Raw genomic sequence first — 25,187 nt, forward strand, 5'->3', positions numbered from 1 at the left:
CCCTGCAGTGCAGGGGGCGGACGCATGTGTCATTCAGTGTCGGTCATCAACCTCGCGACTATCGAAGGACTCCAACGAGGAGCGAGGTCTGATTGCCGAACCTGTGGTTGGTGGCGGCAATCGCCTGTTCCTGGACGTACGGCAGGAGCTCAACCCGGCCGGCCGGCGTGATGGGATCGGAGTAGATCCCGACGTCGACAGACCCATCAATGGCGCTCGCGAGCGCAGCGGGATCTTCACCGATGACCCGGAAGCGGACGCCGTCAGGGGACACGGACATGCCCTTGGCCCGCCTGTGCCACTGTTCGACCGACTCGACCGTCACGACAACGCCGTGATCGCTCATGAACCTCTCAACCTCGGCAGGTAGCGCTGTCGCTGTCGACGCTTCAACACCGGCGCTGAGTGCGACGGCCCCAGCAACGCTGGCGAGAAGATCCCCGACCGGTTCACCCTCACCGAGCCGGACGACAACGCGGGGGAAGCCGATGTAGCGGAGAATGTTGATCTCAACACCGAGCTGCGACGGATCGTGCTCGGCAAGGAATTCGCTCGTGAGAGCCCTGTCCATGCCGGAGAGGATGTCCTTTGTCCGAGCCGGATCATCCAGCTTCTCCGCCACCGCCCCAGCATCCTGCAGCACGCGGTGGTTGAGCGCGGAGTGCGTGCCCGTGAAGTTCGGGGTGACCCGACCGAGCCCATACAGGTAGTTCGGGCCGCCCGCCTTCGCTCCCGTGCCGACGGAGGAGCGCTTCCACCCGCCGAACGGCTGGCGTTGCACAATCGCACCGGTGATGCCGCGGTTAATGTAGGCGTTGCCCGCGTGGACGTGGTCGATCCAGTAGGCGATCTCATCCGCGTCGAGCGAGTGGATGCCGGCGGTGAGGCCGAACTCGACCGCGTTCTGCCACTCGACTGCCTGGACGAGGTTCTCAGCCCTCATGACGCCGAGGATCGGGCCGAAGTACTCGGTCAGGTGATATTCGGAGCCAGGCTCGATGCCGGAACGGACGCCCGGGGTCCACAGATGCTCGTCAATCTTTTTCGGCTTGACGACCCACGACTGGCCCGGCTCCAGCTTCGTGAGGCCGCGCATGAGCTTCTCCCGCGGAGCCTCGGTGAGTGGTCCCATCTCTGTCGACAGATCGGAGGGGTATCCGACATTGAGCGAGCGGACCGCATCCACCAGCTGGTCGTGGAAGCGACGCGAGAAGCCCGCCGATCCAACGAGGATGACAAGAGAGGACGCAGAGCACTTCTGGCCAGCGTGGCCGAATGCGGAATAGACGACATCCTTAACGGCAAGATCGATGTCGGCGTGCGGGGTGACGATAATGGCGTTCTTGCCCGAGGTTTCGGCGAACACCCTGAGGTCGGGACGCCAGGAACGGAACATCTCGGCCGTCTCGATCGAGCCGGTGAGGATGACCTGGTCAACTCGCTCAACAACGTGCTGGCCAAGTCCCTTATCGGCACCCTCAACAGACTCGTCGAGGTTGAGTAGCTGGAGAACGTCACGGGGAACACCGGCCTGCCACATGAGCTCGGCAATGTACGAACCAATCCGGCGCGCAATGCGAGCGGGCTTGAACAGCACACTTGATCCGGTGGCGAGAGCGGCGAGAACGCCGCCCGCCGGAATCGCGATGGGGAAGTTCCACGGCGGTGTGATGAGGGTCGTGCTCACCGGCGTGAAGTTTGCGCCATCGAGCTCATCGAGTGCCGGAGCGAGGTGAGCGTAATAGCGGGCGAAGTCAACCGCTTCCGACACCTCAACGTCCGCCTGATCGATCGTCTTGTAGGCTTCGGAGCCTGCCACCTCGATGAGCTCGGCGCGATGCTCCTCCATCATGTCGGCGACCTTGACGAGGATCTCTGCGCGCTCCACTGCGGGCCGCGCCGCCCACTCCTTGCCCGAGTTCTCCGCGGTCTCGATGATGTTGTCGAGCTCGGCGAAGGTCGACTGGGTATTGGCGTTAACAGCGTCGACCCCGATCTGAGAGGCCTCCATTCGTCCCGCGATGTCCTTCGCCCACTCGAGGTTGGCGGGCAGCGACGGGTCCGTGTCCGGCGTGTTCGCGAACGTCATCGGGAAGCCGTCGTGCTTCTCATAGCGATTCTGCAGTCGGCGTGGGCCGTGCTCCAGCCCCGACTCCGCGAGCTTATATGCCTGTGCGAAACGGTCGGCCTCCACATCGAAGACGCTCGCGTCGTCGAGGGAGAACACGTTCGACATGAAGTTCTCGGGCGTCGCGTTCTCCTCGAGCCGGCGCACAAGGTAGGAAATGGCGACGTCGTACTCTTCAGGCTTGACAACAGGAACGTAGTAAAGGAGTTGCCCGACATCGTCGCGCACCGCGTGTGCCTGTGGAGTTGCCATTCCCGCAAGCATCTCGATGTCGACCTCGGTGCCGAGCGCGATGTCGCGGTCCCGGCACAGGAGAACTCCGTAGGCAAGGGTGAAGAGGTTCTGACCGGCGATGCCGACGTGGACGGCGTCAATGTTCTCTCGCGTCAGCGAGTAGTCGAGCATGGCGATGTAGTTCGCGTCAGTTGCCTCCTTGGAGGGCTGGACGGCGAGCTCCCAGCCGTGCATGAGCGCATCCACACGCTCCATCGAGAGGTTCGCGCCCTTGACAATACGGACCTTGATCGGCGCGCCGCCCTCGGCGCGGCGTCCCTTCGCCCACTCTGTCAGGCCTTTGAGCGCATCGAGACCGTCGGGCAGGTAGGACTGGAGGACGATCCCGGCCCGGTAGTCCTTGAACTCCGGCATGTCGAGGATCGACTTGAAAACGTCCAGCGTGAGGTGGAGATCCTTGTACTCCTCCATGTCCAGGTTGATGAACGTGTTCGAGTCGCGTGCGATCCGGAAGACGGGTAGCAGCTGGTCGACTGCGTGTGCGACGGCATCGTCGAAGCCGAAGGCTGCGTGCGGGCCGATGACCGACGAGACCTTGAGTGACACATAGTCGACGTCGTCACGGCGGATGAGTTCCGTTGTCGCAGCGAGCCTGCGGGCCGCCTCAGCATCACCCAGCACGGCCTCGCCCAGCAGGTTGAGGTTGAGCCGAGAGCCGTCCGTCCTCAGCTTGGCGATCGCCGGCCCCAGCTTCGAAGGAGTCACGTCGACGACAAGGTCCCCGACGAGCGCGGCGAAGATCTTCTGCGCAATTTCATCTGCCACCTTCGGCAGTAGCGGCGCCAGCTTGCCGCCGCCCTTCGTCAACACTCCGAGGTAGGGCGGCAGAAATGACGCATCCTTCGACGAAATGTTGGACAGATTATCGGAGACGACCTTCGAATCTTCGGGACGGATAACTCCGTCGACGAAGGTCACGGTGTAGTCGAGGCCGCCCGGGTGGTCGAGCACCCGTGACAGTAGGCGAGAGGCATACGGAGTCGAATACTTCTGCGCATTGTCGGACCACTCCTGCGCCTTCGCAATTGAACGCGTCACAATATCCATTTGCCTGATCTCTTTCTACGCCACGTTCGTGGCGTTTCCCCAATCGGCGAGCCCAAGGAGGGCCAGCCCCATAAACGTGAGAGTCGCTGTGTCCCACGCGCGTCCACGAACGTCTGGCACCACACCTGTCGGCAGGACGAGGCGAGCGGCCGCAAGGCCGACGAGGGTGATGCCGAGAACGCGGATCGCTGACACGGGTCCTGCGATGAAGCCGAGGACAACGATGGCCACGACCCAGAAAAACAGAGCTCCTAACAGCTCGGGTGCAGGGACCCGATTTTCTCCCATACGATCAATCCTAATAGCTTGGAGGACGATTGATCACAATTTGTGGAACGGGACTGGCTGGCCTTCGCACGGCTGTCGAACTGCGGAGCCTCGGCTGTGACGAGGCTATTCGCGCCATCGGCCGCGAAGGCGTCGCACCCTACGACAGGCCGCCGCTATCGAAGAATCTCTTTGGCGACTATGATCGGCCGCTGTCGGCAGACGGACTCGGCGACCTCGCTGACGTGTGCGACGAGATCATCACCGCTGAGGTCGAGGGGCTCGATGGCACGTCCGTCATCGCCAATAGCATCCGATATGAGTCTGATATCACAGTTCTCGCTCTCGGGGCTGATGCGCGGAGCACGATCGACGGGGCACTCACTTTACGCACCCGCGACGATGCCGAACGGCTACGTCGTATCGACGGACCGGTGACAATCGTCGGCGGAGGGTGGATTGGTTGCGAGCTTGCCTCCTCGTTCGCGGCCGCCGGCCACGACGTGACTCTTGTTGAGATCGCTACGCATATCCTCCCTGCCCTCGGGGAGGCGGCTCTGCCCGTGGCTGACGCACTGCGCGAACTCGGGGTGCTAATCACGCACAGTATCCCGGACAGCCCGGGAACCGTTATCGAAGCGACAGGGGCCGTACCGAACACCCTCGGTCTCGACCTCACGACCGACGGCTGGGGCCGCACCACGCTCCCACGCGTGTTCGCTGTCGGCGACTGCGCATCGATGACCATCGGCCCAGCAGGCGGCCACTGGAACACGGCGCTTCATCAGGCCACTCGCGTCGCTCAAGCGATCATGACGGACCCACAGGACGAGCCAATTCCTCTGACGCCCGATGTGTTCTCGACGATTGCCCGCCGAGAGCTGCTTCTCATCGGCCACCCGGTTGGCATGCCCATCACTCTCCCGGATGGGTCACGCTCGCTCTGGCTCAAGGACGACAGGCTCGTCGGCGGGTTCACGATCGACCGACCCGCCGACGGCGTCGCGTTGCGAAGAAACATCGGGGCCCGCTTAACGGCCGAGGCTGCGGCTGACCCGCGCCCGCTCAAGAAGATCCTGCGCGAGATGCCCTAAGGTTCAGTGCGAAAAGTGCCGCGTTCCCGTGAAGTACATGGGAACGCCCGCCGCATTCGCCGCAGCAATGACCTCGTCATCGCGGACCGACCCACCAGGCTGGACGACGGCCTTGACCCCAGCATCGGCCAGCACCTGGAAGCCGTCGGCAAACGGGAAGAACGCGTCCGACGCCGCGACTGAGCCCACAGCCCGCTTCTCGCTCGAGAGCGTCGACTGTTGCGCACCGCCGGCCGTCTCCACATCCGAGTCGACCGCGGCTCCGAGCGTGTTGGCCCGCTCAACGGCAAGCCGGCACGAATCGACGCGGTTGACCTGACCCATCCCAACGCCAACGGAGGCGCCACCCTTCGCGAGAAGCACGGCGTTTGACCGCACGGACCGAACAGCACGCCACGCGAACTCAAGATCGGCAAGAGTGTCCTCGTCGGCTACTGGACCGGCTGCGTGCGTCCACCCGGACGGCAGATCCCCGGGTGCGTCGACACGGTCTCGCTCCTGCACGAGCCACCCGCCAGAAATCTGGGTGATGTCACGACCGGCCGTATCCGGCCGGACTTTCAGGATCCGCAGGTTCTTCTTCTTCCGCAGGACCTCAAGCGCGTCGTCATCGAAGTCGGGGGCTGTCACGACCTCGGTGAAAACCGGTGCCAGCCGTTCCGCCATCGCCAGTGTCACTCTGCGGTTCGCGGCGATGACACCGCCGTACGCCGACACGGGATCACAGGCGTGTGCACGCGCATAGGCCTGCGCGATGTCGGCGCCGACAGCGATACCGCACGGGTTCATGTGCTTGATAACAGCGACGGCGGGCTTGTCATGGTCGTATGCGGCCCGCACGGCTGCGTCTGTGTCGCGGTAGTTGTTGTAGCTCATGTCCTTGCCACCTAGCTGCACCGCGTGAGCCACGCCGTCGCGTCCCTCGGCAGACAGCCACGCCGTCTGGTGAGGGTTCTCGCCGTAGCGCAGTGAGCGGGTTTTCGGCAGAGACAGATCGATACGCTCATCGCCCACGAGCTCCGACATCCATGTTGCCACCGCCGCGTCATAGGCGGCGGTGTGCGCGAACGCACGGGCGGCAAGAACCCGTCGCTCCTCCGCTGTGAAACCACCCCTGCGGACTGCGTCTACAGCATCCGCGTACTGCTCAGGGGCCGTGAGGACAGCGACGGAGGCGTGATTCTTAGCGGCGGCCCGGACCATAGCTGGACCGCCGATATCGATCTGCTCGATGATCTCATCGACCTCGGCACCGGAGGCACGCGTCTGCTCGAACGGGTAGAGGTTGACGATGACGATATCGATTGGCGTCACCCCGAGCTCCGACATCTGCTCAACATGCTGGGGCTTGCGGCGATCAGCGAGGAGGCCGCCGTGGATGAGAGGGTGGAGCGTCTTGACTCGGCCATCGAAGCACTCGGGGAAGCCGGTGACGTCCTCGACGCCAGTGACGGCGATCCCAGCTTCCTGGAGGGCGGTTGCGGTTCCTCCGGAGGACACGATGTCGATGCCAGCATCCGCGAAGACGCGAGCAAGGTCGACGATGCCGGACTTGTCGTAAACGGAAATGAGTGCGCGGGTCATGATTCTCCTCATGTCGTTACCCGCTGCCCTGCCCAGGCGTGCGACGCAGCGGACACGGCCGCTCCCCGATGGTCCTCCATCTTGTGCGCCAGTCGCGACCAGCGCTCACTTTAGCGCGACTGCGTCCGCCGCGACGAGATGAGGAGGCCGGTCCCACATGCCAGAAGGAGCATTCCGGCCATGAAGATTCCCCAGTTGCCGACACCGGTCGGCGGCAACTCCGGCATCTGTTCAGGCGGCAGATCGCCGCGCTCGTCTACGGGCGCGGCCATAGCCCGTCCCGTAATGATGATGTCACGGGTCGCTTCTGCCGCGTTGCCGTCGGAATCGGTCACGAGGTAGAGGATCCGATAGGTGCAGGGAAACCCGTTCGGGCACTCGGTCGCGTTATACCAGTCCCCCCAGTCGGAGATGGTCGGTGACAGCCTGAGATCGACGTCATCGCGGACCCGCACACCGTACCAGAGATCAACGTCACTCACCTGGGCACGCGACTGCGCCGTGATCGTTGGAATCGGCGCGAAGATGGGTGCCCTGCTGAGCCGCGGCTGTTCGGCGGGTGTCCATGGATCGCTGACGCCCCCGCCCGTCATCCCCGCCGGTGGCCGTGACATCTCCGGCCAGTCGTCATCTGTCGGGAGCACAGTCGGCTCGTCCGTGGGACCCTCCGTCGGCTCCTCGGTCGGATCGGGTGTCGGCTCCTCACTAGCGTCTTGCGTCGGCTCATCGGTGGGAGCCTGTGTCGGGTCCACCGGACCGTCAGTCGGCTCCCCGGACTCTGTCGGTTCAGCCGTGTCGTCGAGCATCGACAGGCCTGTCGTTTCGATACTCGCGTCTGGGGCGGTCCGATCGCCCGCATCCACAGTGTCCCTCTGGTCCACTTCAGGCGGTCCGGTTTTGATCATGGCAGGAGTCGACTGGTCAGTCGGCCCCAGGTCGATCGGCGCGGCCATAGCCGATGCTCCGATGAGAAACCCTGCAATGACAAGCGCTGTTCCCGAGGCACTGCCCCTCACCCACTGGTGCATCCTGCTGTTATCCAATCGTTCTCGGTCGGGCGCGATGTTGCCCGGGATTATTCAAGCACGTCAGTGACTCATGCGCTGTGCGACATCGTCGACCAGCGCGTCCGCGCCGGTCCGGTCTATCCGCGTGGGTTCTTGAGAAAGGCCCGCCGGCCGTCAACCCGCCAGCCGTCCCTCATCATTGCCCCGACGGTGCGGACGAGCTGCTCCCGCTCGGCGACCTTGATTCTCTCGAGAAGCGTCTCTTCCGTGTCGTCCTCGCGCACGTCGACCGCGCACTGGGCCAGGATCTGGCCCGTGTCCATCCCCTCATCGACAAGGAACAGCGTCGCCCCCGCGATCTTCACACCGTAGGCGAGGGCTTCGGCAGGGCCATGGATACCGGGGAAGGACGGAAGGAGCGAGTTATGGGTGTTGACGATCTTGCCCGGGAAGGACCGTAGGACGGAGGGCCCGAGCATCTTGAGAAAACCCGCTGACACGACAAGGTCAGGTGCCGAGCCTGCGATCTTCTCGGCGAGCGCCGTGTCCCATTCATCTCGATGAGGGAAGTCGCGCACTCGCATCACCGCAGTCTCAATGCCTGCCGCTTGCGCCGTCTCAATACCTCCGCACCCGTCACGGTCGGCGACGACAAGGACAACCTCGCACCCGTACTCCGGACTCTCGCAGGCGTCCATGAGTGCCGCAAGGTTTGAGCCCCCGCCAGAAACAAGAACGGCAAGTCTCCGTCGGTCGTCGTTCATGACTCTTCCTTTCCGGTCTCAGCCGGAGTCTCGGCTGTGGCGGGCGTCGGCGGAGTCGGTCCCTCACGAAGGTGATCCTTGGCCCCGGCAAATGAGTGATCTCCCTCGACGCGTTGAGCATCGTCCGCGTGTGCGGAAGCGAGCTCCTCGGGAGCATTGTCGACATCCGCCACCGACTCGCCCAGCTCTGCCGCTTCCGCATTCGCACTCGGCTCCGTCGTCAACGTCTGCACACCGGTTCCACGAGTAGCCTGTGCGGCGCCGTCAGTGGTGACGTCGGGCCACACCGGGCTCAGGGCACTGCCCCCGTCGCGCACCGACTCCCACGACGCGTCGGCCGCGCCGCTCGGCTCGGGTACCTTGTTCTTTGTCAGGAGGCCTCGAACGGTATCGCCGGCCCTCGTGATGCTGGCCCGGAAGGCAGCGACCGTGCTGCGGTGGCCGATGATCATCCCGAGAACAAGAGGCACACCGAGGAAGACGGCGCTGTGCAGCGCCATCGTCGGCGCCTCCGGCCCCGTCACACTCATCCGCTGCGGACCGATCGATCCGTGCGAGATGAGGGCGAGCAACGCTCCCATGGCAGCGGTTGCCGCCACCTGGATGAGACCGGTGATGAACACTTCGATCATGTCGGGAAATGCTCGGGCCTCGCTCATTCCCCGAAGAATGAGGATGGCGACGACGATGACGACCACCCACGCGGCGCCGGATCCCGGTTGCGGCAGTGCACCAAGGATGGGAATGGCGGGGAGCGGTGCGGCAGTGACTCCGAACGCGGAGAAGATCGTTCCTGTTCCGACGGCGAAACCAGCGCCGATGAGGTAGGCCAGGGACCAGAGCACGACGGTGGGCAGGTACGCGATCTGGAAGAGCCACATGAGGACTCCCGAGTGCCATTCGACGATGTAGTAATCGTTGATTCTCAGGATCTCCGACCAGCCGACGACGAGTGAGGTAACGAGTCCGAGCGCGCCGAGACCGATCCCTGTCAACACCGCCCTCCTTGCGAGGACGAAGCCATCGTAAATAGCCCGTCCCGGCGCGGACGTGAAGATGCCGGTTGCGAACCAGTCGGTTCTGTTCTTTGATGCGAGGATTGCCACGAGGGAAAGGACCGCGGCCCCCAGGCCTGCCGTCCAACTATTCGATCCCGCCGGCGCGAGCAGCCCGAGAGCCGCTACCGCGACGCCTGAAGAGATGGCAATAATCGACACGTCAATCCAATCCTTCACCGCGCGCCGGCGGATGAAGGCGAGTGCGGCAAAAAACGTGAGGAGCGTGATCATCAGGGGCGGCAGCGTGATGGCAACGCCATCGAAGTGGAGGGATCCGCCAAAGGCTGTGAGCCACCAGCCCGTTGTCACTGCGGCGACATCCTGCCATGTTGTCGCCCCGAGCGCGGGCGAGTCGGCCATGAGCGTGTAGGAGAAGATCCCGAGGATAACGACAATGGCCCAGCCGGCGAGGATGGGCTGAACTGCGGCCGCAACGAGGCGGAGCGGGTGCGTTCGTCTGTCGACAATCATCGAGACCATCATTCCAGGTCACGAGAGGCGCGGCCACGAGCAACGCTCTGAAGATGAGAGGACTCTCATCCGGGTTTGCTCGTCGGCCTCCTACGGTGCTCAAACACTCGGAAATGAACGTGTCGGCTGAGTATGAGTCCGCTACAGCACTGTGGGTACGTTCGTCGGGACCTCATGGAGCAGAGGTCGTGTCAGCCCTCTCGCAGCCGACGCCGCGACGACTCGGCAGGGCCGCACTGCACAGGCCCCGCGCGAAACGGCCGGCACCGGCATGTGCGCGACTGACCGCGGGGCGGGAACGTCAAGGTTCCCACCCCGCCGACGTCGCCGGAGAATCTCCCGCCGGCTCCCAATTGTCAGTTGTTAAGGATCTCGCGTGCGAGATTGGCAGTCTCGGTTGGCGTCTTGCCGACGCGGACGCCGACTGCCTCGAGGGCCTCCTTCTTCGCCTGTGCCGTTCCAGCAGAACCGGACACGATGGCGCCTGCATGGCCCATGGTTTTGCCTTCGGGGGCTGTGAAGCCCGCGACATACCCAACGACAGGCTTCGACATGTTGGCCTTGATGAACTCCGCTGCGCGCTCCTCGGCATCGCCCCCGATCTCGCCGATCATGACGACGAGGTCCGTATCCGGATCATCTTCGAACGCTCGAAGCGCATCGATGTGAGTTGTGCCGACGATAGGGTCGCCGCCGATTCCGATGCAGGTGGAGAACCCAATATCGGACAGCTCGTACATCATCTGATACGTGAGAGTGCCCGACTTCGACACGAGACCGATCCGTCCGGGGCCGGTGATGTCGGGCGGGGTGATGCCGACGTTTGACTGACCGGGAGTGATAATGCCGGGGCAGTTCGGGCCAATGAGCTGAACGCCCTTCTTATCCGCGTACGAGCGGAACTCGGCCGTGTCGGCGACAGGGATTCCCTCGGTGACGATAACGACGAGCCTCATGCCTGCGTCGACAGCCTCGATAACTGCGGCCTTCGTGAAAGCGGGTGGGACGAAGATGACCGAAACATCCGCCCCGGTCGCGTCCTTCGCCTCGTCGACAGTACCGAAAACGGGAACGTCAACGTGACCTGCCTCGGCGCGACCTGGTCCGACCGGCTCGACGTCGAAGCCGACTGTCTGGCCAGCCTTCTTCGGGTTTGTGCCGCCGACAATCTTCGTGCCCGCGTTTAACATTCGGGCTGTGTGCTTACGGCCCTCGGATCCGGTGATTCCTTGAACAATGACCTTCGAGCTGGAGTCGAGAAAAATTGCCATGATGCTACTCCCTATGCCGCAATCTCAGCGGCCTTGGCAGCCGCGCCGTCCATCGTTTCCATGATCGTCACAAGGGGGTGGGCAGCCTCTTCGAGGATCCGCCGCCCCTCGTCGACATTGTTGCCATCAAGTCGCACAACGAGCGGCTTCGTTGCCGCGTCACCAAGGATGTCAAGCGCTGCGACGATGCCCTTGGCGACCTCGTCACAGGCGGTGATGCCGCCGAAGACATTGACGAAAACCGAGCGGACATCCGCATCCCCGAGGATGACATCGAGTCCGTTCGCCATGACCTCTGCTGACGCACCTCCGCCGATGTCGAGGAAGTTTGCGGGACCGACCCCGTACTGCTCACCGGCGTATGCGACAACATCGAGTGTCGACATGACGAGACCCGCTCCGTTCCCGATGATGCCAACCTGACCGCCGTCGAGCTTGACGTAATTCAGCCCCTTCTCTTTCGCCTTGGCCTCGAGAGGGTTCTCCGTCTCCCTGTCTTCAAGCTCGGCATGGTGAGGGTGCCGGAAAGCCGCGTTATCGTCGAGGCTCACCTTGCCGTCAAGGGCGAGGATCGTTCCGTCGGTTGTCTTGACGAGCGGGTTGACCTCAACGAGCGTTGCATCTTCGTTGACGTACACGTCCCACAGCTTGAGGATGACATCAGCGACCGCATCCGCGTCCGCTTCCGGGAAGCCGGCCTCGTCGACGATGTGCCGTGCCATCGCCTCATCGATGCCCTCATCGGGATCGATTGGGACGCGTGCGAGAGCATCGGGACGCTCGACCGCGAGCTGTTCAATTTCGACGCCTCCCTCAACCGAGCACATCGCGAGATAGCGGCGCTCAGAACGGTCGAGAAGGATCGAGAAGTAGTACTCCTCAGCAATATCGGTACCTTCGGCGATCATGACCCGGCGAACGGTGTGGCCCTTGATGTCCATACCCAAGATCTCATCGGCGGCCTGTTCCACCTCCTCCGCGGTCCGAGCAAGCTTGACCCCGCCGGCTTTGCCGCGGCCACCGGTTTTCACCTGAGCCTTGACAACGAACAGCTCACTGCCCATGTCTTCTGCTGCCTCGCGGGCTTCCTGGGGGGTTGTGGCGACGATCCCCGCAAGCACGGGTACACCATGCTTGGCGAAGAGATCCCGAGCCTGGTATTCGAAGAGATCCACGGAGGAGGTCCTTCCCTTTCACGACAAGTGTCTCGACTTCGAGACATCTTGACAACGGTATCAAAACCGCACGTGACGTGCGCCCCAAAAGAGCGAATTCGTGCCGCTCAAAGCGAAAGCGTCGCGAAGGCGTCGCGCACCGTCTCCGCAAACAAGTCCATTCCGCCATAATCCGGATGAGTCTGGTCGGCCTGGAGAAGGTGTGGCTCCAGGCTGATCGCCGCGTGCCAATCAGCTACCGCCACATTGGGATAATCTGCGGCGATCTCCCTGATGACGTCGTTCGCCGCATTAATGAACGTCGACTGTCCGTAGATCGTCACGAGTACGATCATGCGGTCAGGGCCAAGCATGTCAATCGTGTCGCGAACGATTTGTGGATCTGGGATTCCGGCGTTCGTCCCGTAGTCGAGGATAACGGCTCGCCGGATCGTCCCATTGTCGAGACCCTCCTGCACGAGAGCAGGCGCCTCGTGCCACTGCCTGTTCGATTTCGCGATGAAGTTGATGCCGGGGAAGGTGGCCTCGAGGCCACCGGCCGAGGTGACGATAAGCGAGTCGCCAATTGCGGTGATCTCCTCGCCCGTCGGCATCGGGAACAAGGTCTTGCCGTCCGTCTTGTCTGCCTCGGCTTCCGGTTCCGTCGGAGCCGGGGAATCTGCCGCAGGCTCGACCTGCGCAGCGTCGGGGGCTGCTGGCGGTGCAGCGGGCTCCTCCCCCTCATCGACCGGACCGACAGGATCCTTGTCTGAAGGGGTCGCGGCCTCTAACCGCTTTTCGTTTTCCTCGATCTCAAGCTGGACGGAGGACTTGTCGGGGGCGACAGCGACGGCGACACCGGTGCCGACGATCATGAGCACAGTCGACGCCGCGAGTCCGACGTAGATCGGCCTCCGCGTGAGAAGCCTGTCCCGGACAGAACCGAAGCCCGCCCTGAAGCCGTTGACCCGGATCGGGGTCTCAATGTAGCGGAATGAAAATTCGCAGATACCGGCGGTGATGGCGACGGCGGCCGCGGAGCGCACCCAGAAGAGTGCGGTGCCGGGGGCCGCGGGCACAAGTAGCCCGACCATGACGAGAATCGGCCAGTGCCACAGATAAATAGCGTATGACCGGGTTCCGATCCAGTGGAAGACGCGATTTTCGGACGCCCTGGCGAGTCGTGAGCCCGGGGAGATCATGGCGGCGATGACCGTCAGGGTGAGAATCGAGGAGAGGAAGATACCGCCCCTGTATGCAAGAGCCGACTGGTCCCCGAGGGTGAGCATGAGAACGAATAGTCCAATGAGCGCACCGACTCCGGCGACCTGACTCCAGCGGCTCCACCGGCCGGCAAGCCACGTGCCACTGGCGGGGGCCCAAGAGAAGGCGAGGGCAATGCCAAGCGCAAGCCCGAACAGGTGCGTATCCGTGCCGTAGTACACGCGTGTCGCGTATTCGGGGATGTATAGGGCAGCCATGAGGATCGCCGAGGCCACTGCAAGTCCAACGCTGATACCGACTCGCAGACGCCATCCCCTCATGAAAACGATGACAAGAATGAAGAGCGGCGGCCAGATGAGGTAGAACTGCTCCTCAACGGCAAGGGACCAGAAGTTCTTGAATAGCTGCGGGGAGGTCTGGTTGAAGTACGAGCTTCCGTTGGCGATCTCGAGCCAGTTCGACGAGAACGTCAGCGCCCCGAGGACCTGGCGTCCGATGCCGACGAGGAGGTCCTTGTTAATAAGACCAGCGACCGGTACGACGGTAAGGACGAGAAAGATGAGTGCGGGCAACAGCCTGCGGGCACGGCGTGTCCAAAAGCCCTTGAGGTTGATGCCCTTTGTCTTCCGCAGTTCGCGTAGCAGGAGGGTCGTGATGAGGAATCCGGAGACGACAAAGAAGACGTCGACTCCAAGGAAACCGCCGGGCATGGCAGTGGGAGTGATGTGGTAGATCACGACCGCGCCAACCGCCAGTGCTCGCAGACCATCGAGCCCGGCAATGTATCCGCCTGGATCCGCCATCGGATGGCGCCTGCGCCGGGTATTCGGCTCAGCTACTGTCACTGCCGCTCCTCCCCTGGTGAGGTCACTCTAGTCCGCACGACACGCCGGTCGCTCGCGGCACGCCGACCGCCCTTTGACGGCTCAGTCCGGCAGACTGAGTGGCGCCATGGCGAGCATGAGACGCTTGGACCTGCCATCGAATTCAATCGTCGCCACCATGTTCGCACCGCGACCTTCGACCGCACGGACGATGCCAGCACCGAACTTCTTGTGGATGAGGGTATCACCGGGTTTCACGGAGGCGAGAGCACCGAGCTTCTCCTCTTCCTGCTTCGCCGCCGCAGCCCGCTTCCTCTTCACCTCTTCTGCTTCCGCTGTCTGCTCCGCAGCTCTCGCCGCTTCGGCCGCTGCAAGCTTTTCGCGATCCTCTGGGCTCAGCGTTTCAGCTGCGGCCGCCTTTTTCGTTTTTCCATCGAGGCGACCGGTGCCGCTGTCGAGCCGACCCGGCTTGACCGTGCCGCCCGTGCGCGATCCGCCGAAGCTCGGCTTGGAGTAGCGAGGAGCGCTAGAGCGGCGTAGCACGTCAGCCGATGAGTGGGCGCGTCGCCAGTCGATGAGGCCGTCCGGGATCTCGTCGAGGAACCGGGACGGAGGAAGTTCTTGCGGGGCACCCCACTGGCTGCGCACAGAGGCCCGGGTGATGTAGAGGTTCTCTCGCGCCCGTGTAAGAGCGACGTACGCGAGGCGGCGCTCTTCAGCGAGTTCGACCGGATCGGCAAGCGATCGCATGTGTGGAAACGTGCCGTCCTCGAGCCCGGTGACGAAAACGACCGGGAACTCGAGCCCCTTGGCGGTGTGGACCGTCATGAGAGTGATGTCGCCTTCGTCGATGGCATCCCCATCCGGGAGCTGATCCGTGTCGGAGACGAGGGCGACATGCTCCAGGAAATCGCCGAGCGTCGCGTCAGGATTCGCTTTCTTAAAATCCGCTGCGACGGCGTGGAGCTCCGCGAGGTTCTCGACTCTCGCTTCATCCTGCGGATCGTCCGAGCGTCTCAGCTCTTCCGTGTAGCCGCTTCCTGCCATGAGAGAATCGAGCACATCTGCCGGAGCGGAGCCGCTCTCTGCCATGGCGCGCGCCTCCTCGAGGATGGTCCGGAAATCAATGATCGCCTTCTCGGCACGTGGGGTTAACCCCGATACGGGCTCCCGCGGGTAAGTGGCGGACCCGACGTCGTCGAGTGCCGCACCGAAAGAGATTCCGTGCCGCTGAGCGTGGAGTGCAACCGCATCCTCCGCCTTCGCGCCGAGGCCCCGTCGTGGCGTGTTGAAAATCCTTCTCATCGCCACCGTGTCGTCTGGATTGGCGACGACCTGAAGGTAGGCGAGTGCGTCCTTGATCTCCTTACGCTCGTAGAACCGGGTGCCGCCAATGACACGGTAGGGAATACCCGCCCTGATCAGCATCTCCTCCAGGGCACGCGACTGGGCGTTCGTCCGGTAGAAGACAGCGACATCGGACCAGCGCCGGTTCCCGCTGAGTGACTGAAGCTCTTCAACAAGGAACCGCGCCTCATCGTGCTCCGAGTCGGCGACGTAGCCGACAACCTTTTCACCCGCGCCGGAATCGGTCCACAAGCGCTTGGCGCGACGGTTCGGGTTGTTCGCGATGACAGCGTTGGCTGCCGTGAGGATGTTCTGTGTCGAACGGTAGTTCTGCTCGAGAAGAATCGATTCCGCGTTTGGGTAGTCGTCCTCGAAGGATTCAATGTTTCGGATCGTTGCCCCGCGGAAAGCGTAAATTGACTGGTCGGCGTCGCCAACAACAGTCAGCTCGCCCATCGACTCTCCCCTGCCCGTCAGCTCACGGATGAGGACGTACTGGGCGTGGTTCGTGTCCTGGTACTCATCGACGAGGATGTGGCGGAACCTGCGCTGGTAGTGCTCGAGAATTGCCGGATGAGACTGGAGGAGGCCCACCGTCGTCATGATGATGTCGTCAAAATCGAGAGCATTCGCGGCCCGCAACCGGTTCTGGTATCCGCGATAGGCGGCCGCGACCGTCACATCCGCCTCATCGTTAATACTCCGGGCGAAGCCATCAGGGTCAATGAGCTCGTTCTTGAGATCTGAGATCCGCCGCAGGAGCGCCTTCGGCGTGGCGACTCGAGAGTCGATGCCCTCTTCCCTGCACACCTGGTTCATGAGGCGCAGAGAATCCGCGGAATCGTAGATCGTGAAGGTCGATCTCATTCCCAGCGCGTCGTGCTCCGCTCGGAGAATCCGTACGCACGCGGAGTGGAACGTTGAAATCCACATGCGGTGAGCGACGGGACCGAGGAGAGACGTCAGCCTCTCCTTCATCTCCTTCGCCGCCTTGTTCGTAAACGTGATGGCGAGGATCTCACCCGGTCTGGCCCGTTCGGTTTCGACGAGGTAGGCGATCCGGTGGGTTAACACACGTGTTTTGCCGGAGCCAGCTCCCGCGATGACAAGAAGGGGGCCGCCCGCGTGAACCACGGCGGCGCGCTGCTCGGGGTTCAACCCCTCGAGCAGTCGGCTCTCGCCCGCGGGAGAACCCTGCGCGTGGCCGTGGACCGAGACGGGTGCCTCCGGCCGGGCGGCGGCGGTCTGTGCCGCGACCCTCTGCCGAAGGCGATCGAGTGCTGAGAGTGGAGGCTCTGTCGTCATGAGAGTTGTCGAGAGGTCGCTCAGACGAGGACGGCGATGGCGACGTTCACCGCGGTCAAACCTGCAACGCTACCGAAGAAGGCTTTGTCGAGCTCATCCTTACGATTGCCCCAGAAGACGAGGCCGGTGACAACGAGGGCCACGACGAGCTTGATACCAATCTTCACATGGTTCACGTCGTAGTCGCCCATCTCAAGCACTCCAACGAGAAGGATGCCGGTGACGAGTGCGCTCACGGCTCCATGAAGAAGTCCGGCTGGCATGACCCGCTGGCGTAGCCCCGCTAGCGCCGCCCCGAAGACAACAGCCCAGCTGAGAAGGTGGAGGATGACGAGAACGGAACGCAAAATATCCATATGTCCTACCCTATCGGGCATGGCAACCGGTCCCGAAATGAGACCTTCGGCCTAGAGAGGAAGGTGGGGCAGGCCACGACGTGTGAGGTGGCGGTGCCGCAGTAGATGCGAAACAGCGCGCGGCCAAAGCCGCGCGCTGTCAGGTCAAGACGGTTGAAGTGATCAGTAGGTGTCGGTGCGACGTCCCGCTGCGATCTCCTCATTCGTCCGGCTTGTCGAGAGGAAAGTGGCTCCGGCGAGAAGCATCCACACGCCGACGCCGATGGCGAAGAGGGCAACGCCAAACGACAGGACCGAGGTGAAGAGCGAGGAGCGGAGGAACGAGGCGTTCATCATCGTCGTGCGCTTCTCGCTGTACTCGGTCGCGAGGTCCTCATCGCCAGCTTCCTCAGCTGCCCGGGCAAGATCACCGAGGGTGGCATAGGTCTCGCCGTCAGTGATGGCGAGCGCGTGCTTCTGGATGACCTGCGCCTGCGCGTACGCGGAGATCGGGCCAGCAACCTGGTTGCCTGCCGCGAGGTCAGCATCCTCCGAGACGGTGATGTTCTCTGCCTTGAGCTGGTCGGCGACGAGGAACCATGCGGTCGCACCCGTGCCGATGAAAAGGACACCGAAGATGAGGGTGACGATGCCGGTGATCTTTGCGAGCTTTGTGTTCATTACTTCCTCCTTGGACAGCGGGTGAGCCGTCCTTCTGCTGTAATGAGCCAGCCCTTGCTTGCCCTCCGGTTCCCAAATCTAGAGACTACGAGGACCTGCAACAAGTATACAAAAGTTACCGCTACAGCCGCAAGACCTCAATAGTTGCGCTACCAGCATTTTCGGAAGACGCTGTGCGGATACTCACGTTTCGCGGCATTCCCGGAGTTATGTTTATACAGTTCAGCCAGACATTTCAGGCCATTTTTTGTATAAGTCGTGAATATTCCGCGCCTGAGGGTGAGAGACGAAGGTCCCAGATTTAGGGAATCCTTCCACCTCGCGAATCTATGTAACCTCTCGCCTAACCGAACGCTCCTGGCCCGAGCTGGCGGCCAAACCCGGTATCTATCATTATTCGGCGAGAGGCTCGCGCGTCGGCACTCCGCTTCCACTCACGTCTTGTCGATTGCGCTAACCGCGACAATCGGCTTAGAGGATGGTCGCGCTGCCAGGCATAGACGCGGAACCGCCCCCGCGCTGACGTCACGGGGGCGGTCCGGGTGAGGTAGCGGCGCTACTCCCACTCGATTGTGCCGGGCGGTTTCGACGTCACGTCGACGACAACACGATTGACGTCAGCGACCGAGTTTGTGATCCGGCTGGAGATTCGGGCGATGACATCGTAGGGAAGGCGCGACCAATCGGCCGTCATCGCGTCCTCCGAAGAGACAGGGCGTAGAACGATCGGATGGCCATATGTGCGCTGATCGCCCTGGACGCCGACAGAGCGAACGTCAGCGAGAAGGACGACGGGACACTGCCAAATCTCGGAGTCGAGGCCGGCAGCGGTGAGCTCCTCACGGACGATAAAGTCGGCTCGGCGGAGAATATCGAGTCGGTCACGGGTGACCTCACCGATGATGCGGATACCAAGGCCCGGGCCGGGGAACGGCTGGCGGCCGACGATCGCCTCCGGGATGCCGAGGTCTCGACCAACGGCTCGGACCTCATCTTTGAAGAGCTCCCTCAGCGGCTCGCACAGCTCGAACTCGAGGTCGTCGGGGAGTCCGCCCACGTTGTGGTGCGACTTGATGTTCGCAGCGCCCTCTCCCCCGCCAGACTCGACGACGTCGGGGTACAGCGTTCCCTGAACAAGGAATTTGACGCTACCCTCCTCCTCGGAGACGAGCCGCGCGGCACGTTCGAAAGATCTGATGAACTCCCGGCCGATGATCTTCCTCTTCTCTTCGGGCTCGGTGACACCGATGAGGGCGTCAAGGAAGATCGCCGAGTCGTCGAGGGTGATAAGTCGCACGCCGGTTGCTGCGACGAAGTCGCGTTCAACCTGGGCTCGCTCGCCAGCGCGTAGCAATCCGTGATCGACGAAGACACACGTGAGCTGATCGCCGACCGCCTTCTGAACGAGCGCTGCGGCGACCGCGGAATCGACTCCGCCGGAAAGCGCACAGATGACTTTCTCTTGGCCGATTTGGGCTTTGATCCGGCTGACCTGCTCGTCGATGATGCTTCCGGTCGACCAGTTTGCGGTGAGTCCCGCGCCCTCGTGGAGGAAACGTTCGATGAGGGCCTGGCCGCCGGGGGTGTGCCGGACCTCCGGGTGCCACTGAACGCCGTAAAGACGGCGGGCAGGATCCTCAAATGCTGCAACGGGCGACCCGGCCGACGTTGCGGTGACGGTGAAACCTTCGGGGGCGACAGAGACGGCGTCCCCGTGGCTCATCCACACCGTGGCGGCACCCTGCCCGAGCAGTCCACCCATCAACTCGATGTCAGTATTGCCGTATTCGCGCTCACCGGTCTTGTCGACTGTGCCACCGAGTGCATCTGCCATCGACTGGAAGCCGTAGCAGATGCCGAGCACCGGCACGCCAGCCTCGAGGATCTCGGGGTCAAGCCGAGGTGCGCCGTCCTCGTAAACTGAGGCCGGCCCTCCGGAGAGAATGAGTGCGGCTGGCTTCCGAGAGAGGATGTTCTCGGCGGTGATGGAGTGCGGCACGATCTCGGAGTAGAAGCCTGCCTCGCGCACTCTTCGGGCGATGAGCTGGGCATACTGGGCACCGTTGTCGACGACGTAAACGGTCTGATGATCCATGTTCTCCTACTTTCCGCGCTCGGACTTAAGGCGCGAGATCTGTGCTCGGCGGAGGGCACGGCCCTCAGCAGCGTCGAGGACGGCTGGCAGGTCCTCCCTGAACCAGTGGGTGGCTCTGCGTTCAAGGATGAAGGACAGAACGGGGACGACACCGGCGATAACGAGATAGACCATGCGGCCGAAGCCCCACCTCATGACGGACCACAGGTTGAAAACGGCGACGACATAAACAACGTAGATCATGCCGTGGACGATCGCGATCCAGGTACCAAGCACGGGGGCGTGATCACCGTTGACGTCGATGATGTACTTGAGCACCATCTCTACGACGAGGAGAAGGAGCCACGCTCCAGTCACATAGGCCATGAGCCTATAGAACGAGAGCGAAAGGTTCGCCTTCGTCTCCGAGTTGGCACGCACGAGGGCTGCCTGGCTGATGTCCTCGTCTGTCGGGTCGGGCAAAGATGCGGCCACGCTGTCAATCCTTCACTCGGCGTTAGTGGTCCTCGCCCATTCTACGACGCCCTGCGAGCCATGGCCGACACCCTCCGGGTGCACTATGCTGTCCTGGTGTTTTCGTTCCCCCGCGTTGTCGATAAGCCGCTTCCCGGCGGCCGCCCTCGGGCGATTATGACCGATTTCTATACCTCCTCACGATCAGAGATGACACTCAGCGTCGTTTCCCGTTCGATCCAGGAGGTTATTGGTGCGCTCACACCGGTCGTGCTCGGCATCGCCCTCGACGCGGGAATGGAGAGAGGCGCCACATCGGCAATCTGGATCATCGCTGGCTGGCTCACGTTGCTCGCTCTTATTCAGTCACTCACGATGGCATACGGCCATGGCGTCGAAGTCCTCCTGTGGCTCCGCACCGCCATGCGCTCGATCAATCAGGTCCACGGCCACGTCACCCGCTCCGGCCCAGCTATTCTGCGCCACCGTTCAACCGGTGAGGTCGTCGCAACGACGATGAGCGACTCCGAGCACGTCGGCAACCTCGTCGAGGTAACCCCGCGGCTCATCGGCTCTGTCATGGCGTTTGCCACCGTCGCTGTCATCCTCCTTCTTCAGCACACGACCCTCGGCCTTGTCGTCCTCATCGGCGTACCTGTCATCACGGCAGCCGCCGCCCTTCTCATCAAGCCCCTGCAAAGCCGCCAGCAAAAGCAGCGTGACGAGCAGGGGAAGCTGACCTCGCTCGGCACCGACACCGTTGCCGGCCTTCGCGTGTTGCGCGGCATCGGCGGCGAAGCGCAGTTCGCAGCCCGTTACGCCGAACAGTCCCAGCGGGTCCGCCAGGCAGGCAACGAGGTCGCCAGGCTCCAGTCGTGGATCGACGGGCTTCAGATCCTTATCCCCGGCGTGTTCACGGCGTTCGTCATGTGGCAGGGCGCGCTGTTGACAATGGACGGGGACCTCACGATCGGCCAGTTCACAGCCCTGTTCGGTTTGACGATCTACCTTGTGCGTCCGCTCCAGATCGTCATGATGGTCATCACCCAGTTCGGTCGCGCCCGGGTCGGTGCCCGCAAGATCTTCAATGTCATGCGGATCGATCCGATTTCAGGAACGCTCGACGAACGCATCGCCGCCGAGGACGGCGAACTGCACACGGGCCCGTCTGAGGACCCGTTTGACGGGCCGCTCGTTGACATCCGGACCGGTGTGACGATCACTCCTGGGATCACGACGGCGATCGTCTCAAGCACACCCGAGGATGCGGCTGCTCTCGCGGAGCGGCTCGCCCGTATCGACGATTCCGAAGCTGATGTCACGGTGTCCGGCATCGACATCCGAACGCTACCGATCTCCACCGTGCGACAGAACATCATGCTCGCACGGGCGACGCCCGAACTATTCGGCGGACAGTTGCGAGCCGTCATCGATGCGAAGCGTCCCTATGACGTCGCAGACCGTCCGCTTGTCGAGGCAAGAGCCCTCATCTACGGCGCCTCCGCAGTCAAGCCTTTCCATCCCGATGAGGAACGCGACCAGCACCTGCTTGACGCCCTCGCGGCGACGGACGGGCATGATGTGCTCTCATCTCTCGACAACTCGCTCTCTGGTGAGGTGACGGAGAAGGCGCGTTCCCTGTCGGGTGGCCAGCGCCAGCGCGTCGCTCTTGCCCGGTCACTCGTCGACGCACCCCGTGTCCTCATTCTCGTAGAACCCACATCGGCGGTCGACTCCCACACGGAGGACAGGATCGCCGAGCGGCTCCGCGAGCGCCGGGCGGGCCGGACCACGGTCCTTACAACCGGATCGCCTCTCATGCTTGACAGAGCCGACGAGGTTGTCCTCATCGAAGGCGGCCACGAGGTCGTTCGGGGTTCGCATTCGGAGCTCCTTGCGCGCGCACGCAACGGCGATCCCGCAGCCCAACGCTATGAGTGGGTCATCACGCGACAGTCAGGGGTGGAGGAATGAACCAGGTCCTTCCCATCGCGGACAACCGCGATGTTGTGAGGTACGCGAGGGAGATCTTCTCCCGGCATCGGTGGCGCTTCATCGCCATCGTCATCATTCATGCCCTCGCGTCGGTGAGCGCGCTCGCCGTGCCCTACATTGTTGGCCTCATTATTGACGCTGTCGCTACGGGAACAACACGCAGCTACATCAACGGTGCCGCTCTCATCGTCGTTCTGTCGTACCTCGTCTATGCCTTCCTCACCCGGGAGGTTCAGTTGCGGACGAGAGTGCTCGGCGAACAGGTCTTCGCCGAGGTACGCGAGGAGTTCCTCGACACCGTGACAACCCTTCCTCTGTCGACTGTTGAATCGGCTGGGACGGGCGACCTGCTGTCCCGCACGACGAACGATGTTGACCGGATCCAGTGGGTCATCCGGTTCGGCCTTCCCGCCCTTATTACCTCCGCGATCACGATCATCGTGACGGTGGCGATGGCGGTTGTGGCGTCGCCGCTCGTGTCGCTCGCCTTCATCCTCGGAGTGCCCTTCATCGTCATATCCGCACACCGGTACCTCACCCGTGCCCGGGCAACGTACCTCTGGGAGGCCCAAGCATGGGCGACCCTTAACTCTGTCGTCGCGGAATCGGTCGATTTTGTCGGCACGATCGACGCCATGGATTTGGGAACTGCTCGGCGGGCTCGCATGAAGTCCGTCCTCATGGGGGATGCGTGGGATGCGAACGTCCGCGCGACAAAGCTGCGGATGGAACTCTTCTTCTTCCTCATCTTCGGCTGCGCGATGCCGACCGCGGCCGCGGTCGTGTGGGGCGCCCATCTCGTCGGCGTCGGCTACGCCACGATAGGGATGGTGACAACCGTTGCTCTCTACACCGCCCAACTTCGCAACCCGGTCACCGAGTTCCTCATGTGGCTCGACGAGCTCCAGGTCGCGTCCGTGTCGCTCGCCCGTATCGTCGGTGTCCGGCTCGTCGAGAACGACCGTGTACCGTCGGGCGCCCAGCCAGCTGACGACAGGATCGTCGCGAAAGACGTGCGGTACGCCTACAGGGAGGGACGAGATGTTCTGCACGGGATTACTCTTGAGCTGATCCCGGGTGAGCGGCTCGCCATTGTCGGCCCGTCCGGAGCTGGCAAGTCGACCTTCGGCAGAATGCTTGCCGGCATTCATCCTCCGACCGGCGGGACGGTAACAGTCGGCGGGGTGTCCCTTGTCGACCTAAGTGAAGACGAGCTTCGTAGTCAGGTCGCCCTCGTCACCCAGGAGCATCACGTGTTTGTTGGCACGGTGGCCGATAATCTGCGGCTCGCGAAGCCGAACGCCGACGATGACGAACTCATGTCCGTCCTCGCCTCGGTTAACGCCCTCAGCTGGGTCGCGTCGATGCCGGACGGGATTCGGACGCAGGTTGGCTCAGGAGCGCTCGTTCTCAATCCCGCGCAGGCGCAGCAGCTTGCGCTCGCCCGTCTCGTTCTTCTCGACCCGCACACGGTCGTCCTCGACGAGGCAACGTCCCTCATCGATCCACGATCGGCAAGGACGCTTGAAGCAAGCCTGTCTGCGGTGCTGGACGGGCGCACCGTCGTCGCGATCGCCCACCGCCTCTACACGGCGCATGACGCCGATCGCGTCGCTGTTATCGAAGACGGCGTTATTCGGGAGCTCGGATCCCACGATGAACTCGTTCATGCGGGCGGGCCCTACGCCAAGCTCTGGGAGACGTGGCACGGGGAACGCTAAGGCGCACTCGGTTATTCTCCCTCCTCCGTGCGGACAGGCCGTGGAGGAGATAGGGGTCGCGCTAGTCCCCACGTGCGAATCGGGCTGATCCGGGAAGGTCAGAGCGTCCAGCGGACTCGAGCAATGGGTGACTTCGACGAACTGGCTTCCGGGCGTTATCTCGTCGCGTCTTGTGACGAGTTCGCGCCAGCGAACTCGTCAGCCCACTGCTCCAAAAGCTCGTCCTCGCGTCGGCGCATAACGGCACCGCGGAGGATTCGGAACCAGATGAAGAGAGCAAACCCGGCGAAGATCACCCACTCGATTGCGTAGGCGGCGTTTTGCAGGTTGAAGCCACCGTCTTCGACGGGCTTGGGCGGAGGGGCGTGGCGAACGCCGTCGGAGATCTCCTGACGTTGAGAAATGTCGATGGCGGAGCCGTTCGCGATCGCGCTCGGGGCGGCTGCGACAGTGAACTGGACGATGTAGCCAGAGAGGATGGGGCTCCCCCACGCGTTGACAAGCTCAGCTGCAGAGATGGAGAGCGCTGTCGTCTCGGTCAGGCCGCCTATCGAGTCCTCCGGTCCAGAGAGATACCCGAAGACGGTCTGCGTGCCGGTCGGTGCCGGGGGGAGATCCTCACCCGCCGGAACCCACCCTCGGACAACGGGCACGTTCCCTCCCTTATCTGGGCCCTCGGTGAGAACGAGCTGAGTGAGGATGAGGTCGGCGTTCTCGCCGCCAACGGAGCGATCGACGACGCGGAGCTGGTCAGCGAATCTTCCCGTCACATAGACGGGCCGGGCGTACTCATCGGCGGTCATTGTCGTTTGTAGCCCGAGAACCTCGTGGAGCGGCTGCGCAGGCTCTCCGAGTCTCTCCTCGTGCTGGGCGATAACGCGGTCCGCGCCGCGGGATGTCGCACGCTCGAGCTGCCAGTAGCCGAGGCGGATGCAGAGCCCGGCGGCGAAGGCGAGGATGATGAAGAGGACAATCATCCGCGGGGTCAGCGCTTCGCGGATCCAGATGTTTCCGCGGCTGTCCGTTTCCATGGCTAGATTCTATGTCACATTTGGCGCTACCTCCCCC

General features: G+C 63.0%; 18 protein-coding genes and 1 riboswitch. Of the genes, 3 read left to right on the forward strand and 15 right to left on the reverse strand.

What is annotated here, in order from left to right:
* Positions 1-58 precede the first annotated feature (58 nt).
* On the reverse strand, positions 59-3,469 hold the full coding sequence (locus H7E91_RS05700) for a proline dehydrogenase family protein (protein WP_182354137.1): 3,411 nt from the start codon (positions 3,467-3,469) through the stop codon (positions 59-61).
* Between the two features lie 15 nt (positions 3,470-3,484).
* Complete coding sequence (locus tag H7E91_RS05705; RefSeq protein WP_182354138.1) at positions 3,485-3,757, reverse strand: DUF3017 domain-containing protein; 273 nt, start codon at positions 3,755-3,757, stop codon at positions 3,485-3,487.
* Between the two features lie 29 nt (positions 3,758-3,786).
* Here H7E91_RS05705 and H7E91_RS05710 point away from each other — a divergent pair, with 29 nt between their 5' ends.
* Positions 3,787-4,830: an FAD-dependent oxidoreductase gene (locus tag H7E91_RS05710; protein WP_182354139.1), complete on the forward strand. Its 1,044-nt coding sequence runs from the start codon at positions 3,787-3,789 to the stop codon at positions 4,828-4,830.
* 3 nt (positions 4,831-4,833) lie between these two features.
* Here H7E91_RS05710 and purH read toward each other — a convergent pair whose 3' ends face one another.
* The 12 genes from purH to H7E91_RS05770 form a co-directional block, all read right to left on the reverse strand.
* Positions 4,834-6,414 carry a bifunctional phosphoribosylaminoimidazolecarboxamide formyltransferase/IMP cyclohydrolase gene (gene purH / locus H7E91_RS05715; protein WP_241698423.1) on the reverse strand — a complete coding sequence of 527 codons (1,581 nt, stop codon included), beginning with the start codon at positions 6,412-6,414 and terminating at the stop codon, positions 4,834-4,836.
* A gap of 23 nt (positions 6,415-6,437) precedes the next feature.
* A riboswitch (ZMP/ZTP riboswitch) is annotated at positions 6,438-6,520 on the reverse strand.
* 4 nt (positions 6,521-6,524) lie between these two features.
* Positions 6,525-7,457 carry a hypothetical protein gene (locus H7E91_RS11970; protein ID WP_182354141.1) on the reverse strand — a complete coding sequence of 311 codons (933 nt, stop codon included), beginning with the start codon at positions 7,455-7,457 and terminating at the stop codon, positions 6,525-6,527.
* A 101-nt stretch (positions 7,458-7,558) separates the two neighbouring features.
* A complete protein-coding gene (gene purN, locus H7E91_RS05725; RefSeq protein WP_182354142.1) occupies positions 7,559-8,185 on the reverse strand; it encodes a phosphoribosylglycinamide formyltransferase in 627 nt (208 codons plus the stop codon).
* Positions 8,182-9,714 carry a cell division protein PerM gene (locus H7E91_RS05730; RefSeq protein ID WP_182354143.1) on the reverse strand — a complete coding sequence of 511 codons (1,533 nt, stop codon included), beginning with the start codon at positions 9,712-9,714 and terminating at the stop codon, positions 8,182-8,184. Before H7E91_RS05730 ends, purN begins: the two co-directional genes overlap by 4 nt.
* A gap of 356 nt (positions 9,715-10,070) precedes the next feature.
* Positions 10,071-10,985, reverse strand: coding sequence for a succinate--CoA ligase subunit alpha (sucD, locus tag H7E91_RS05735; RefSeq protein ID WP_182354144.1), 915 nt, complete (start codon positions 10,983-10,985; stop codon positions 10,071-10,073).
* 11 nt (positions 10,986-10,996) lie between these two features.
* Positions 10,997-12,160, reverse strand: coding sequence for an ADP-forming succinate--CoA ligase subunit beta (sucC, locus tag H7E91_RS05740; protein WP_182354145.1), 1,164 nt, complete (start codon positions 12,158-12,160; stop codon positions 10,997-10,999).
* Between the two features lie 107 nt (positions 12,161-12,267).
* Positions 12,268-14,208: an acyltransferase family protein gene (locus H7E91_RS05745; protein WP_182354146.1), complete on the reverse strand. Its 1,941-nt coding sequence runs from the start codon at positions 14,206-14,208 to the stop codon at positions 12,268-12,270.
* A gap of 81 nt (positions 14,209-14,289) precedes the next feature.
* Positions 14,290-16,839, reverse strand: coding sequence for a UvrD-helicase domain-containing protein (locus tag H7E91_RS05750; RefSeq protein WP_182354147.1), 2,550 nt, complete (start codon positions 16,837-16,839; stop codon positions 14,290-14,292).
* Between the two features lie 20 nt (positions 16,840-16,859).
* A complete protein-coding gene (locus H7E91_RS05755; RefSeq protein ID WP_182354148.1) occupies positions 16,860-17,195 on the reverse strand; it encodes a hypothetical protein in 336 nt (111 codons plus the stop codon).
* A gap of 162 nt (positions 17,196-17,357) precedes the next feature.
* Positions 17,358-17,855, reverse strand: coding sequence for an aromatic ring-opening dioxygenase LigA (locus H7E91_RS05760; protein WP_182354149.1), 498 nt, complete (start codon positions 17,853-17,855; stop codon positions 17,358-17,360).
* Between the two features lie 556 nt (positions 17,856-18,411).
* Positions 18,412-19,950 carry a glutamine-hydrolyzing GMP synthase gene (gene guaA, locus H7E91_RS05765; protein ID WP_182354150.1) on the reverse strand — a complete coding sequence of 513 codons (1,539 nt, stop codon included), beginning with the start codon at positions 19,948-19,950 and terminating at the stop codon, positions 18,412-18,414.
* A gap of 6 nt (positions 19,951-19,956) precedes the next feature.
* Positions 19,957-20,424, reverse strand: a complete 468-nt coding sequence (locus H7E91_RS05770) for a DUF3817 domain-containing protein (protein ID WP_206680363.1) — start codon at positions 20,422-20,424, stop codon at positions 19,957-19,959.
* A gap of 96 nt (positions 20,425-20,520) precedes the next feature.
* Here H7E91_RS05770 and H7E91_RS05775 point away from each other — a divergent pair, with 96 nt between their 5' ends.
* Together H7E91_RS05775 and H7E91_RS05780 are read left to right on the forward strand one after the other, a co-directional pair.
* Positions 20,521-22,377, forward strand: coding sequence for an ABC transporter transmembrane domain-containing protein (locus tag H7E91_RS05775; protein WP_182354151.1), 1,857 nt, complete (start codon positions 20,521-20,523; stop codon positions 22,375-22,377).
* Positions 22,374-24,119 (forward strand): ABC transporter ATP-binding protein, encoded by a 1,746-nt coding sequence (locus tag H7E91_RS05780; RefSeq protein WP_182354152.1) that lies wholly within the window; start codon positions 22,374-22,376, stop codon positions 24,117-24,119. The genes H7E91_RS05775 and H7E91_RS05780 overlap by 4 nt, the downstream gene beginning before the upstream one ends.
* 155 nt (positions 24,120-24,274) lie before the next feature.
* Here the strand turns inward: H7E91_RS05780 and H7E91_RS05785 are convergent, their stop codons facing one another.
* Positions 24,275-25,150: an SURF1 family protein gene (locus tag H7E91_RS05785; RefSeq protein WP_182354153.1), complete on the reverse strand. Its 876-nt coding sequence runs from the start codon at positions 25,148-25,150 to the stop codon at positions 24,275-24,277.
* Positions 25,151-25,187 lie beyond the last annotated feature (37 nt).

The organism is Flaviflexus huanghaiensis (assembly GCF_014118685.1).
GTDB lineage: Bacteria > Actinomycetota > Actinomycetes > Actinomycetales > Actinomycetaceae > Flaviflexus > Flaviflexus huanghaiensis.